The organism is Streptomyces sp. NBC_00354, from assembly GCF_036106915.1.
Taxonomy (GTDB): domain Bacteria; phylum Actinomycetota; class Actinomycetes; order Streptomycetales; family Streptomycetaceae; genus Streptomyces.
This window is the reverse complement of record NZ_CP107983.1, coordinates 4,723,662-4,737,184: the sequence shown is the minus strand read 5'-3', so window position 1 is coordinate 4,737,184 and position 13,523 is coordinate 4,723,662. Positions and strand designations below refer to the sequence as shown.

The 13,523-nt window shown below is 71.0% G+C and carries 13 protein-coding genes and 1 tRNA gene; 4 read left to right on the top strand and 10 right to left on the bottom strand.

Translation table 11 applies throughout. The features are described 5' to 3' along the window. Positions 1-72: 72 nt before the first annotated feature. Positions 73-147: transfer RNA gene (locus OHT74_RS21655), tRNA-Thr, on the bottom strand. Positions 148-189: 42 nt separating this feature from the next. Beyond that, the gene (locus OHT74_RS21650) at positions 190-885 is read right to left on the bottom strand and encodes a hypothetical protein (RefSeq protein ID WP_328621101.1); all 696 of its coding nucleotides are present in this window, start codon (positions 883-885) and stop codon (positions 190-192) included. A gap of 166 nt (positions 886-1,051) precedes the next feature. On the opposite strand from OHT74_RS21650, the gene OHT74_RS21645 reads away from it, so the two are divergent. The 3 genes from OHT74_RS21645 (at position 1,052) to OHT74_RS21635 (ending at position 3,581) form a co-directional block, all read left to right on the top strand. Further along, on the top strand, positions 1,052-2,140 hold the full coding sequence (locus OHT74_RS21645; RefSeq protein ID WP_266666009.1) for an ABC transporter ATP-binding protein: 1,089 nt from the start codon (positions 1,052-1,054) through the stop codon (positions 2,138-2,140). A 200-nt stretch (positions 2,141-2,340) separates the two neighbouring features. Further along, positions 2,341-2,754: a hypothetical protein gene (locus OHT74_RS21640; RefSeq protein WP_266666008.1), complete on the top strand. Its 414-nt coding sequence runs from the start codon at positions 2,341-2,343 to the stop codon at positions 2,752-2,754. Between the two features lie 47 nt (positions 2,755-2,801). Next, positions 2,802-3,581, top strand: coding sequence for a nucleotidyltransferase family protein (locus tag OHT74_RS21635; RefSeq protein ID WP_266666007.1), 780 nt, complete (start codon positions 2,802-2,804; stop codon positions 3,579-3,581). Between the two features lie 81 nt (positions 3,582-3,662). Here the strand turns inward: OHT74_RS21635 and OHT74_RS21630 are convergent, their stop codons facing one another. From OHT74_RS21630 to OHT74_RS21605, 6 genes are all read right to left on the bottom strand, one after another. Next, the gene (locus OHT74_RS21630; RefSeq protein WP_328621100.1) at positions 3,663-5,231 is read right to left on the bottom strand and encodes a DoxX family protein; all 1,569 of its coding nucleotides are present in this window, start codon (positions 5,229-5,231) and stop codon (positions 3,663-3,665) included. A 158-nt stretch (positions 5,232-5,389) separates the two neighbouring features. Beyond that, positions 5,390-6,361, bottom strand: a complete 972-nt coding sequence (gene rlmB, locus OHT74_RS21625; protein WP_266666005.1) for a 23S rRNA (guanosine(2251)-2'-O)-methyltransferase RlmB — start codon at positions 6,359-6,361, stop codon at positions 5,390-5,392. Between the two features lie 112 nt (positions 6,362-6,473). Next, complete coding sequence (cysS, locus tag OHT74_RS21620) at positions 6,474-7,874, bottom strand: cysteine--tRNA ligase (RefSeq protein WP_328621099.1); 1,401 nt, start codon at positions 7,872-7,874, stop codon at positions 6,474-6,476. A 112-nt stretch (positions 7,875-7,986) separates the two neighbouring features. Beyond that, positions 7,987-8,523: a 2-C-methyl-D-erythritol 2,4-cyclodiphosphate synthase gene (gene ispF / locus OHT74_RS21615; protein ID WP_328621098.1), complete on the bottom strand. Its 537-nt coding sequence runs from the start codon at positions 8,521-8,523 to the stop codon at positions 7,987-7,989. Next, the gene (gene ispD / locus OHT74_RS21610) at positions 8,513-9,259 is read right to left on the bottom strand and encodes a 2-C-methyl-D-erythritol 4-phosphate cytidylyltransferase (RefSeq protein WP_328621097.1); all 747 of its coding nucleotides are present in this window, start codon (positions 9,257-9,259) and stop codon (positions 8,513-8,515) included. The genes ispF and ispD overlap by 11 nt, the downstream gene beginning before the upstream one ends. 267 nt (positions 9,260-9,526) lie before the next feature. After that, a complete protein-coding gene (locus OHT74_RS21605) occupies positions 9,527-10,009 on the bottom strand; it encodes a CarD family transcriptional regulator (RefSeq protein WP_003953493.1) in 483 nt (160 codons plus the stop codon). Positions 10,010-10,670: 661 nt separating this feature from the next. Between OHT74_RS21605 and OHT74_RS21600 the strand changes: the two genes are divergently transcribed. Then, a complete protein-coding gene (locus OHT74_RS21600) occupies positions 10,671-11,354 on the top strand; it encodes a DUF461 domain-containing protein (RefSeq protein ID WP_328621096.1) in 684 nt (227 codons plus the stop codon). A 127-nt stretch (positions 11,355-11,481) separates the two neighbouring features. Here the strand turns inward: OHT74_RS21600 and OHT74_RS21595 are convergent, their stop codons facing one another. Continuing rightward, the gene (locus tag OHT74_RS21595; RefSeq protein WP_007265514.1) at positions 11,482-12,162 is read right to left on the bottom strand and encodes a response regulator transcription factor; all 681 of its coding nucleotides are present in this window, start codon (positions 12,160-12,162) and stop codon (positions 11,482-11,484) included. Between the two features lie 52 nt (positions 12,163-12,214). Next, complete coding sequence (locus OHT74_RS21590; protein ID WP_266666000.1) at positions 12,215-13,441, bottom strand: sensor histidine kinase; 1,227 nt, start codon at positions 13,439-13,441, stop codon at positions 12,215-12,217. Between the last annotated feature and the right edge of the window lie 82 nt (positions 13,442-13,523).

The following is a 13,523-nucleotide window of genomic DNA, read 5'->3' as shown; positions in this document are numbered from 1 at the left end:
GGACCACAAGGGCCCGGGGCCTTCCACTTCCGTACGAGTCCCCTCGGCCGACAACCATCTGACCTGGGACGGAGCCCCCTGTCGGATTCGAACCGACGACCTACGCATTACAAGTGCGTTGCTCTGGCCGGACTGAGCTAAGGAGGCGTAACCGCCCTCACTTTACACAGCGGCCCATCCCCCCGGCCATCACGTTGTCACGCCCACGGGGTACCCGATGCGGGCCAGCACCGAGGCCGCCCGGGCCAGGGGGAGATGCGGGTTGAGGGTCTTCAGGATGTCTTCCGTCAGGGGGCGGAGGTCCCAGACGTGCCGGATCGCCGCCAGGTCGAGGGGCGTTTCGTAGTAGCCCTCGGCGAAGGCGCGGTAGGCCTCCGGGGTGCCGGCCGCCAGGACGCGGAAGAGGTGGCCCGTGCCGTCGTCCCCGTCCGCGGGGATCTCCACCGGCCCCGCCCGCCAGGCGGAGTCGGAGGTCTCCCGCCAGAACACCACGGTGGCGACCTGCACGTCGTCGTCACAGAAGGCCGGCTCCGCGAGCAGCGGCCGGAACACCTCCGGCAGGGTGTCCACGAGCCCGGGCCACAGGGCCATGTCCTCGTTCGTGTAAGGGCTCATCCACGACTCGTGGTCGAAGCCGCGGCCGAAGACTCCGTCGGGCGTGAAGAGGATCGCGTACTCGTCGCCCGCGCCGTTGTTCATCAGCGCGGCCTCGACGCCCGGACCCCACGTGGGGTCGTAGTCGAAGTAGCGTCCGCCCCGGCCGTCCATGAGTACGTCCAGGGCCGCCAGCGCCCGGCAGCGGTCGCGCAGGACCGGGACGTGGGGGAGGACGCGGATCAGCTCGTGGACGTCGCGGGGACTCTGGATGCCGTTCATGCGCGTCATCCAAGCATCCGGGTCCGACAGATCGCACAGAGTTCGAAGTCACGGCCTCGGGGGTGCTGACAGGAGGAGGGGCGCCGGGTAGCGTCGGGCGGAGTCCTGCTTACTGGACTAGACCTTCCACTCGGATCGTCCGGCACGTTCCTGCCGGTAGAAGGGATTCATCACCATGGCTTCTGTCACCTTCGACAAGGCGACCCGGCTGTACCCCGGCGGCGACAAGCCCGCCGTCGACGAGCTCGAGCTGCACATCGAGGACGGCGAGTTCCTCGTCCTCGTCGGCCCCTCGGGCTGCGGCAAGTCCACCTCGCTGCGCATGCTGGCCGGCCTCGAGGACGTCAACGGCGGCGCCATCCGCATCGGCGACCGCGACGTCACGCACCTGCCGCCCAAGGACCGGGACATCGCGATGGTGTTCCAGAACTACGCGCTGTACCCGCACATGACCGTCGCCGACAACATGGGCTTCGCGCTCAAGATCGCCGGCGAGGACAAGGCGACCATCCGCAGGAAGGTCGAGGACGCGGCGAAGATGCTCGACCTCACCCAGTACCTCGACCGCAAGCCGAAGGCGCTCTCCGGCGGCCAGCGCCAGCGTGTCGCCATGGGCCGTGCCATCGTGCGCAAGCCGCAGGTGTTCCTCATGGACGAGCCGCTGTCGAACCTCGACGCCAAGCTCCGCGTGTCCACCCGTACCCAGATCGCCGCGCTCCAGCGCGACCTCGGGATCACCACCGTCTACGTCACCCACGACCAGGTCGAGGCCATGACGATGGGCGACCGCGTGGCGGTCCTCAAGGACGGTCTGCTGCAGCAGGTCGACACCCCGCGCAACATGTACGACCGTCCGGCGAACCTGTTCGTCGCCGGCTTCATCGGTTCCCCGGCCATGAACCTGGTCGAGGTCCCGATCGCCGACGGCGGCGTGAAGTTCGGCGAGACCGTGGTCCCGGTGTCGCGCGAGGCGCTGTCCGCCGCCGCGGACGCGGGCGACCGCACCGTCACGGTCGGCGTGCGCCCGGAGCACTTCGACGTCGGCAGCGAGGGCGGTCTGACGATCATCGTCAACGTCGTCGAGGAGCTCGGCGCCGACGGCTACGTCTACGGCCGCACCACCGAGGCCGAGGGCGGTCAGGACATCGTGGTGCGCGTGGGCGGCCGCCAGGTGCCCGAGAAGGGCTCGACGCTGCGCGTGGTGCCGCGGGCCGACGAGATCCACGTGTTCTCGACGTCTTCGGGTGAGCGGCTCTCCGGCTGATCCCGAGCACGGGCATGACGAAACAGGGGCGTCCCGGTCGGGGGCGCCCCTGTTTCGTCATCCCGGGCAGGCCGGATCCAGGGCAGACCGGCCCATTCAGCCCCACTCGTCAACCCATAATTCGAAAAGCCACGTCGAACCATCCCCCGACCGGGTGACTGAATGTCGCCAAATCTTCACCGAGCGCTACTCTCGCCCTCGTGACCCACACTGCCCGCCGTATCGGCCGTTCCCTCGCCCTGGTCCTGCCCGTCGTCCTGGTCCTGTCCGGGACCCTCGCGGTCACCATGGTCCCCTGGGCGGACAACACCCCTTCCCAGATCCTGACCGCCTCCGCCGAGGACGTGTCCGTCCCCGCGAAGCCGCGCGCCGCACAGGACGTGCTGCGCGACAAGCTGCTGGGCGAGCTCCAGCAGGGCGAGGCGCCGGGTGACGTCCTGACGCACCTCCAGCGGGAGGTGGACCGGCGGCCGTCGCTGGCCGAGCACTGCGTGGGGATCGCGCGGGCGCTCGGGCGGGCTGCGGTCGATGCGTACGGCCCGACGAAGGCGCAGTCCTTCGCGCGTCCCGTGTGCGACACCTCGTACGCGACCGGTGTTGCCTCGATGGGCTGACGGGCGTCGCCGTACTCCTCCGGGTCGGGGCCTCTACGCTGACGCCCATGACCGACGTACCTCCCGTGTCCCGCTCCTCCGTTTCCGCGGCCGCGCACCCGGCCTCCCTCGCTCAGGCACCTGCTCAGGCAGTCGTGTTGGCGGGTGGCCAGGGTTCGCGGCTGCGTCCGTATACGGACGACCGGCCGAAGCCGATGGTGGAGATCCCGGGGACCGGGGTGCCGATCATCGGGCACCAGCTGGCGTGGCTGGCGGCGGAGGGGGTGACGGATGCCGTGGTGTCGTGCGGGCATCTCGCGGAGGTGCTCCAGGACTGGCTGGCCAAGGCGGACCTGCCGCTCAGGGTGACGACGGTGGTGGAGGAGGAACCGCTGGGGCGGGGCGGCGGCCTCAAGTACGCGGCCCGGCACCTGCCGCATCCGGACCGGGCCTGGTACGCGACGAACGGGGACATCTGGACGCGGTTCTCGCTGCGCGAGATGGCGGCGTTCCACGCGGAGCGGGGGGCGACGGCGACACTGGCGCTGGCGCGGCCGCGGATTCCGTGGGGGGCGGTGGAGACCAATGAGTTCGGGCAGGTGCTGGACTTCATCGAGTCGCCGCCGTCGCCGTATCTGATCAATGCGGGCGTGTACGTCTTCGGTCCCGAATTCGCGGCGCTGCTGCCGGACTTGGGTGATCACGAGCGTACGACGTTCCCGCGGCTGGCGCGTGAGCGGCGGTTGGCGGGCTTTCCGCTGCCACAGGGGGCCTACTGGCGGGCGATCGACACGGCGAAGGATCTGACCGAGGCGGCAAGGGAGTTGGCCGCACAGAGCGGCTCCTGAGGCCCTGCGCGTACCGTACGAAGCCGGGGCCGGCGCGCTGTGTGCGCGCCAGCCCCGGCTTCGTTTCGTCCCGCTGCGTCGTCAGCCGAGGAGGCCGCCGACGAGGCCGGGCTTCTTGGACGGCGCGTCGCCGCCAGTGCCGCCACTGCTGCCCGAGCTGGAGGACGGCGGCTTCGGGGTGGACTGCTTGGGCGTGCTGCCCGAGTTCTGGCCGCTGCCGGAGCCGCGGGTCGCGGTGGGCGACTGCGAGCCGGTGCCGGCGGTCTCCTTGGCGGTGGAACCGGTGCTGCCCCGCCCGGACTTGGCGGCGGGCGCCGAGGCGCTGGCGGTGGGTTCGGCCGGCTTGGAGGGCTGCGGGGCGGTGGGCGTCTGCTGCTGTTGCTGCTGCTTGGCGGGGGCCTTCGGGAGCGGGGAGCCGGGCAGGTAGTTGCTGGGGGCCTGGCCGGGTCCGGGCACGGTGACCACGGTGGTGGAGCGGACGGCGCCGCCGAGGAGCGAGCCGATGAGCAGGGTGAGTCCGCAGACGATGGTGGCCATGATGGTTCCGCGGCGCAGGACGCGCCGGCGCAGCCGCCAGATCTCGGAGCGGGGTCCTAGGGTGCGCCAGGCCTCGCCGGCGAGACGGCCGTCGAGGGAGTAGACCGGGGCGCCGGCGATGATCAGCGGGCTCCAGGCGGCGAGGTAGATGATGTCGGGGGCGTCGTAGGCGGGGACGGTCTTCCAGCTCACCGTCATGAGGAGTGCGGCGGACAGCAGGGCGCCGATGCAGGCGGCGAACCGCTGCCACAGGCCGAGGACGGTCAGGACGCCGACGATGACCTGGAGGAAGGCGACGCTGAGCCCGGCCCCGACGGGGTGGGCGAGGGCGAAGTCGCGCAGGGGTTCGGCGAGTGCCCAGGGCTGAAGGGTGCGGAGCCAGGTGACCATGGAGCCGCGTTCGCCGCCGTCGAAGTAGACGGGGTCGCACAGCTTGCCCATGCCGGCGTAGATGCAGATGAAGCCGAGGAAGACCCGCAGCGGGAGGAGCACGACGCCGAGGTTCATGCGGCGGCCGGGGTAGTACGAGGCCTGCCCGCGGGTGTCGGAGGAGGCCCGGCGGGAGTCGGTGCCGGGTCCGCCGTCGAGGCTGCCGTAACTGTCGTAGGGGCCGCCGCCCGCGTACCGGGCGTCGTACGGGAGGTCGCGCACGGGGGCCGGCGGGCGGATCTCGTCCGGGTCCCCGTAGGTGCGCTGGCCGATGACGGTCGGCGTGGCGAGGGTGTCCTCGGCCAGGTCGCGGGCGAGGTCGACGCGGGGAATGGTCTGGGTGATGCCCCCGTCGCCGTCGTCGTAGCCGCCGTGGCCGCGCCCGTGTTCGCGTACGGCCTGGATGAGTCCGCCCATTGCGGCGGTGTCGCCGGGGGCGGACCTGCCGCTCCAGACGACGGGGGCCCGGCGGCGGCCGACACCGGCTGCGGCGACCACGGCGCCGCCGAGGACGGGCACGCGGCCGGGGGCGTTCGCGGGCTTGGAACGCGCGCTCGGGCTCGGTGCGAGCCGCACGCGGAAGCTGGCGTGGTTGACGATGACCTGTGCGGGATCGCACGGCACCTTGACCATGCTCAGCGCGGGCTGGTCGTCGAACCCTGACGTTCTGGTGTCCACACTCATCTAACCGAGTGATCAGTGTTTAGGACACTGCCTTGACAGGAGGGATGTGTCCGAGACCCGTCAAGATCAAGCCACCCCGCCCGAAAGGGGCGGGGTGACACGCTCACGGGTCACTTTCCGTGAGCCAAGTGGATCAAGGCGGCGGGGCCGCCCGGGGGTCAGACGCGGCCGCGGGTGGCCCGGCGGCGGGCCGCCTCGTAGAGCACGACGCCCGCGGCGACACCGGCGTTCAGCGACTCGGCGCCACCCGGCATCGGGATGCGGACGAGGTAGTCGCAGTTCTCGCCCACGAGGCGGCCGAGGCCCTTGCCCTCGGAGCCGACGACGATGACGACGGGACCGCCGAGCGCCTCCAGGTCCTGCACCTCGTGCGTGCCCTCGGCGGCGAGGCCGACGATGGTGATGCCGGCCTTCTTGAAGTCCTGGAGGGCGCGGGTCAGGTTGGTGACGCGGGAGACCGGGGTGCGGGCGGCGGTGCCGGCCGAGCTCTTCCAGGCACCGGCGGTCATACCGGCCGCGCGGCGCTCGGGGATGACCACGCCGTGGCCGCCGAAGGCGGAGACGGAGCGGACGATCGCGCCGAGGTTGCGGGGGTCGGTGACCCCGTCGAGGGCGACGATCAGCGGGTCGTCGCCCTCGTCGTACGCGGCGGCGGTGAGGTCCTCCGGGTGTGCGTACTCGTAGGGCGGGACCTGGAGGACCAGGCCCTGGTGGTTGAGCCCGTTGGTCATGCGGTCGAGCTCGGGGCGCGGGGCTTCCATCAGATTGATGTTGCCGCGCTCGCCGGCGAGCTGGAGGGCCTCGCGGACGCGCTCGTCGTTGTCGATGAACTGCTGGACGTAGAGGGTGGTGGCGGGGACGCCGTCGCGCAGCGCCTCGAAGACCGGGTTGCGGCCGACGACCATCTCGCTGGTGCCCTTGGGGCCGCCGCGGCGCGGGGCCGGACGGCGCTTGGCGGCCTGCCGGGCCATGGCGTTGCTGATGCGGTTGGCTTTGTGCTTCTTGCGGTCCTCGGCCTTGGGCGTGGGGCCCTTGCCTTCCAGGCCCTTGCGCCGCTGGCCACCGCTGCCGACCGTCGCGCCCTTCTTGTTGGACGTGCGGCGGTTCCTGCGCTGGCTGTTCCCGGCCATGACCTCTACCTGTTTTCGTTGATGCTGCGATATGTACGTATGAAGAGTGTGCCGCCCGGAACGCCGGGCGGCCACCAAACTCGGCTGCCCGGGCTCGGCGCGGGCCGAGCACTCAGCGCGGGCCGAGCGTCCAGCGCGGACCTGCCGGGCTGTCCTCGATGACGAGGCCGGACTGCTGGAGCTGGTCGCGGATGGCATCGGCGGTCGCCCAGTCCTTGCGGGCCCGGGCGGACTCGCGCTGTTCCAGGACGAGGCGTACGAGGGTGTCGACCGCGCCGTGGAGGTCCTCGCCGCGGTCGCTCTCCTCGGCCCAGTGCGGGTCGAGCGGGTCGAGGCCGAGGACGCCGAGCATGGCCCGTACCTCGGACAGCCGCGCGATCGCGGCGTCCTTGTCGTCGGCGGCGAGGGCGCTGTTGCCCTGACGGACCGTGGTGTGGACGATGGCGAGCGCCTGCGGGACGCCCAGGTCGTCGTCCATGGCCTCGGCGAAGGCGGGCGGGACCTCGGGGGCGGGGTCGACGATCTTGCCGGCCTTCTCGATGACGCGCTGGTAGAAGCCCTCGATGCGCGCGAACGCGGACTCGGCCTCGCGCAGCGCCTCCTCGCTGTACTCGATCATCGAGCGGTAGTGCGGGGTGCCGAGGTAGTAGCGCAGGACGATCGGGCGCCAGTTCTTGACCATCTCGGAGACGAGCACCGAGTTGCCGAGGGACTTGGACATCTTCTCGCCGGACATGGTGACCCAGGCGTTGTGCACCCAGTACTTCGCGAACTCGTCGCCGAAGGCCTTGGCCTGGGCGATCTCGTTCTCGTGGTGCGGGAAGATCAGGTCCAGGCCGCCGCCGTGGATGTCGAAGGCCTCGCCGAGGTACTTGTGCGCCATGGCGGAGCACTCGAGGTGCCAGCCGGGGCGGCCGCGGCCCCACGGGGTCTCCCAGTCGGGCTCGCCGGGCTTGCTGGCCTTCCACATGGCGAAGTCGCGGGGGTCGCGCTTGCCGGTGATGCCTTCCTCGGCGGGCTGGCGCAGGTCGTCGATGCTCTGGTTCGACAGCTCCAGGTAGCCGGGGAAGGAGCGCACGTCGAAGTAGACGCTGCCGTCCGCCTCGTAGGCGTGGCCGCGCTCGATGAGCGTGCGCATCATCTCGATCATCTCGGGCACGTGGCCGGTTGCGCGCGGCTCGTACGTGGGCGGGAGGCAGCCCAGCGCGTCGTAGCCGTCGTTGAAGGCGCGCTCGTTCTCGTAGCCGATGGACCACCAGGGGCGGCCCTGCGCCTCCCCCTTGGAGATGATCTTGTCGTCGATGTCGGTGACGTTGCGGATGAAGGTGACGTCGAGGCCGCGGTAGGTGAACCAGCGGCGCATGACGTCGAAGTTGAGGTACGACCGGATGTGCCCGATGTGCGGGGCCGCCTGGACGGTGGCGCCACAGAGGTAGATCGAGACGCAGCCCGGGACGAGCGGGGTGAAGTCACGGATCTGCCGGGCGCTGGTGTCGTACAGGCGAATAGTCACGGCATCCAGGGTAGTGCGCCTGCGGCAGTGCCCCGCGACCCTTTAAGGGCGCGGGGGCGCTTTGTTGCCGAAGCGGTGTCGTCGGGGACCCGTACGGACGGGGCTGGACGGCCTAGGCGGGGTTCGTCCGGTACACCAGTGCGGTGGCGATGGCGGCGAGGCCTTCGGCGCGGCCGGTGAGGCCGAGGCCGTCGGTGGTCGTGCCGGAGACGGAGACGGGGGCGCCGGCGGCCGCCGCGAGCGCCTTCTGCGCTTCTTCGCGCCGTTTGCCGATCTTCGGGCGTACGCCGATCACCTGGATGGCGATGTTGCCGATCTCGAAGCCCTCGGCGCGGACGATGCGGGCGGCTTCCGCCAGGAGGGTGACGCCGGCGGCGCCGGACCACTCGGGGCGCGAGGTGCCGAAGTGCGCGCCGAGGTCGCCGACGCCGGCCGCGGAGAAAAGGGCGTCGCAGGCGGCGTGCGCGGCGACGTCGCCGTCGGAGTGGCCGGCGAGGCCGTCCTCGCCCTCCCAGAGCAGGCCGGCGCACCACAGCTCGCGCCCGGCCTCGAAGGCGTGCACGTCGGTGCCGATTCCCACGAGCGGGATGACGGGGCCGGCGGCGCCCGCCGTGGCGGTCTCCTCGGAACCTGTGGGGCTAGTACGCATCGGTGGCCCTCCTGCGGGCGAGTACGGCCTCGGCGAGGACCAGGTCGAGCGGACGGGTGACCTTGAAGGCCTCTTCGTGGCCGGGGACCACCATGACGGTGATGCCGAGCTGTTCCACCATTCCGGCGTCGTCGGTGGCGCCCTCGCCGTTGACGGCGATGGTCTCGTGCGCGCGGACGAGGGTGGCGAGGTCGAAGCCCTGCGGGGTCTGCACGGCGCGCAGCCGGGCCCGCTCGGGGGTGGCGACGACCGGCTCGGGCTCGCCGGGCTTGCCGGGCTCGACCTCCTTGACGGTGTCGGCCAGCGGCAGGGCCGGCACCACGGCGGGCGAGCCGTCGCGTACGGCCTCGACGACGGAGTCGACGGTGTCCACGGGGACGAGCGGGCGGGCCGCGTCGTGGATGAGGACGGAGGTGACGTCCGCGGGGAGCGCGGCGAGGCCGGCGCGTACGGATTCCTGGCGGGTTTCGCCGCCGGGGACGACCAGGATCTCGGTCCGATCGGGCAGGGCGTGCTCGTCGACGAGCCGGCGCACCTCGGCGGCGCCGTCGGACGGGGCGACGACGACCACGAGGGAGACGGCCCGGGAGCGGGCCATCGCGCGGACGGCGTGGATGAGCATGGGGGTGCCGCCGAGGGCCCGCAGGGCCTTGGGGGCGCCGGGACCGAGGCGTACCCCGCGGCCGGCGGCCGGGATCACCGCGGCGGTGCGGTGGGGGTGCGTTTCGTCAGACATCAGTAGCTCCGAGCCAGGTTTGTGACTTCGGCCGACATGGGTATGGCCTGAAGCGTGCCGGGTGCGACGCCCTCGCCCCTTCCGTGACGACCGGTCGAGCAGGCTGTCCGGACCCGGCACGCCGGTGGAAAAAAGACCGGTGGAAAAAAGATGTGGGTGCAGACATGCCGCAGCGCCCGGCAACAGCCCTCTCGTGGAGGAGAGGGCGTGTCATCGGGCACCGCGGCACAACCGTGTGAACGCTGTTTTCCTGGGCGGCACGCCGCGTCAGGACGCGAGAACCTCGTCGAGGAGGGCTTCCGCCTTGTCCTCGTTGGTGTTCTCGGCGAGCGCGAGCTCGCTCACCAGGATCTGGCGCGCCTTCGCGAGCATGCGCTTCTCGCCCGCGGACAGCCCGCGCTCACGCTCACGACGCCACAGGTCACGCACCACTTCGGCGACCTTGATGACATCGCCAGAAGCGAGCTTCTCCAGATTTGCCTTGTAGCGCCGGGACCAGTTCGTCGGCTCTTCGGCATACGGTGCACGCAGCACCTCGAAGACCCGGTCCAGCCCGTCCTGGCCGACTACGTCGCGAACGCCGACGAACTCCGCATTGTCCGCAGGCACACGAACCGTCAGGTCGCCCTGGGCGACCTTGAGCACCAAGTAGGTCTTGTCCACGCCTTTGATCTGGCGAGTTTCGATGGCCTCGATCAGCGCGGCCCCGTGATGGGGATAGACCACGGTGTCGCCAACCTTGAACGTCATGTGACAGGTACCCCTTCCGTGGCTATCCAGGGTAACACGAGAACTGACTGTTATGAATGGCGTTTTCGCAGGTCAGGGCACATCTCGGGGCTTGACAACAGCGACACGAACGTGCTGCGAAGGGGTTCCGGAGGGGGGTATTCGCAGGTCGGAGCCGCTGTGCGGACCGGGTGAAACGGCCACGCTACACCCAGGTGGGGGACCCGCCCTTGCGACGTACGTCCCGTTTTGCCGGTTTCGAAGCCGGGAAACCGAACTACTCCGTTCGACTGGCGACCACCCGTACGGAGCGGTTCCGGCCCAATCCGGAATTGATCACCGAGGGCCGTTCGAAGGAATCCCGGAATTGATCACGGCAGGTCCGGCGGGAGATATGCGGGCGGCACATGATCGGCAGATGAACGGCGCGGGAAGTATCCGGCAGAAGGACGGCCGGAAGGACCGCCGGAAGGGCGCAGGGAAGAGCGGACGGAAGAGCGGACGGAAAGGAAGATCGCGGGGCCGGTGCAGGGCGGCCCGTGCCCTGCGGAGGGTCGGGTGCGGGGGCGGGGCGGCGGCTCGGTAACCTAAGCGCGCTGACACACCCTTAGGACGGCTTTACCTCGGCCGCCCTGGGACTGCCCACCCTTCCGTTCCGTACGTCCAAGGAGTTGCCGCCGCCGTGAGCCGCAGCCTTCGACGCGGCGCCCTCGCCGCCACCGCCGTCGTGTTCTCGATCGCCTCGCTGGCCGCTTGCGGTGCAGGCAACAACGCGGAGACGCTCCAGATCAAGCCGGACAACGCCGCCGTCACCAAGGGCGACATCAAGATCCAGAACGCGCTGGTGATCACCAAGGGCGAGAAGGAGAAGAAGGGCCCGGCCGCGGTCTCCGCGACGGTCTTCAACACCGGCGACCTGCCGCAGACCCTCGACGCCATCACCCTCCCGGGTGGCAAGTCCAAGGTCGTCCTGAAGGGCGCCGAGGGCGCGGCCGGCAAGGTCACCGTGCCGGCCGGCGGCTCCGTGGTCATCGGCGGCAAGGGCAACCCCTCCGCCGTGATCGAGGGCGGCGAGCCCGTGCAGAACGGCAACGCGCAAGCGGTCGTCTTCCAGCTGAGCAAGGCGGGCGACGTCGCGCTCGAGGCGTTCGTCGTCCCGGGCACCGGCATGTACGCGGGCTTCGGCCCGACCGAGGCCCCGGCCGCGGCCCCCGGCGCCGCCCCGTCGGGCAGCCCCTCGGGCACGCCGTCGGGCAGCCCGTCCGGCTCCCCGGCCACGACCCCGTCGGGCGCCGCTTCGGGCACCCCGTCGGGCGCGGCCTCGGGTTCGCCGTCGGGTTCCCCCTCGCACAGCGCCGGCCACTGATCCGGTAGCACCACGTACGAAAGGGCCCCCCTCCGCTCCGGCGGAGGGGGGCCCTTTCGTATACGACTGCGATGCGATCCGACGGCCACGGGCTACGGCTCGGGGCGCAACCGCCGGAGGCTACGGCCTACGGCTCGAACTTGTAGCCCAGACCACGGACCGTGACCAGGTAGCGCGGCGCGCCCGGGTCCGGCTCGATCTTGGCGCGGAGGCGCTTCACGTGGACGTCCAGGGTCTTGGTGTCACCGACGTAGTCCGCGCCCCAGACCCGGTCGATCAGCTGCATGCGGGTCAGTACGCGGCCCGCGTTGCGCAGCAGCATCTCGAGCAGGTCGAACTCCTTCAGGGGGAGGTCCACCTTGGCTCCGGCGACGGTGACCACGTGGCGGTCGACGTCCATCCGTACGGGGCCGGCCTCCAGCGCGGCCGGGGTGACCTCCTCCGGCTCGCCGCGGCGGCGCAGGACCGCGCGGATGCGGGCGACCAGCTCCCGCGAGGAGAAGGGCTTGGTGACGTAGTCGTCGGCTCCTATCTCCAGCCCGACGACCTTGTCGATCTCGCTGTCCTTGGCCGTCACCATGATGACGGGGACGTTGGAGCGGCCGCGCAGCTGCCGGCAGACCTCCGTTCCGGGCAGGCCGGGGAGCATCAGGTCGAGGAGGACGAGGTCGGCGCCGTTGCGCTCGAACTCGTCGAGCCCGTCGGGCCCGGTCGCGGCGATGGCGACCTCGAAGCCCTCCTTGCGGAGCATGTAGGACAGGGCGTCGCTGAAGGATTCCTCATCCTCGACGACGAGCACTCGGGTCACGGAAGGACCTCCGGGGCAGGGATGGCTGGCGTGGTTCTTTGGGGAGCGTGGCTCAGGCAGGGGTGGGGTGGCTGGGTGCGGGGGCGGGCTCCGCGGCCGGTCCGGCCGTGGATGCCGAAGCCGGAGCGGCTGCTTCCGGCAGGCGCAGGGTAAACGTGGAGCCCTGACCCTCCGAGCTCCATACGGACACCTCCCCGCCGTGCGAGGCCGCTACGTGTTTCACGATCGCAAGGCCGAGGCCGGTTCCTCCCGTGGCGCGGGAGCGGGCCGGGTCCACGCGGTAGAAGCGCTCGAAGATGCGCTCGCGGTCCTTTTCCGGGATGCCGATGCCCTGGTCGGTCACGGCGATCTCGATCAAGTCTCCCCCAGGTGCCGCGACCCTGCGTCCGGCTATGCCGACCCGGGTGCGGGCGGGGCTGTAGTTGACGGCGTTCTCGACCAGGTTCCCGAGGGCTGCCGCGAGCTGGCCGCGGTGGCCCCAGACGCGCAGGTCGGCGGTGCCGCCCGAGGCCATGGTGATCTGCTTGGAGGACGCCGTGTGGCGGCAGCGGTCGATGGCCTCGGCCACCAGGGTGTCCACTCGTACGGGCTCCGCGTCCTCGAGCGGGTCGTCGTTCTGTACCCGGGAGAGGTCGATGAGCTCCTGCACGAGGTTGATCAGGCGGGTGGCCTCGATCTGCATGCGGCCGGCGAAGCGGCTGACCGCCTCGGGGTCGTCCGAGGCGTCCATGACGGCCTCGGACAGCAGGGAGATGGCCCCGACCGGCGTCTTCAGCTCGTGCGACACGTTCGCGACGAAGTCGCGCCGTACGGCCTCGATGCGGCGGGCCTCGGTGAGGTCCTCGACCAGGAGCAGGACGAGCCGGGAGCCGAGGGGGGCGACGCGCGCCGAGACCGCGAGGGCCTCGCCGCGGCCGGTGCCGCGCCGGGGCAGGTCGAGCTCGACCTGGCGTATCTCCCCGTCGCGGCGGGTGTCGCGGGCCATGTGGAGCATGGGCTCGACGGCCAGTTTGCCGCCGCGTACGAGCCCGAGGGCGTAGGCGGCGGACGAGGCCTTGACGACGGCGTCCCCCTCGTCGAGTACGACGGCGGAGGAGCGGAGCACGGAGAGGACGGTGTCCACGCCGGGCGGGAGCACCGCGTTGATGTCGGGGCGCATGGAGCTCCGGGTGGGGCGGGCTTGGTCGCGCTCGCTCCAGCGGAACGCCAGCATCGCGATCACACCGGTGCAAAGACCGGCGATCGCTGCAGCTGCGGCGACCGCCGCGTTCACGTCCATGCATCCAGGTTAAGCAGGCACGACGGCACTTCCACAGCCGTTCGGGGGGCACCTCGAACAGTCGTCGCCCAGAGTTCACCGT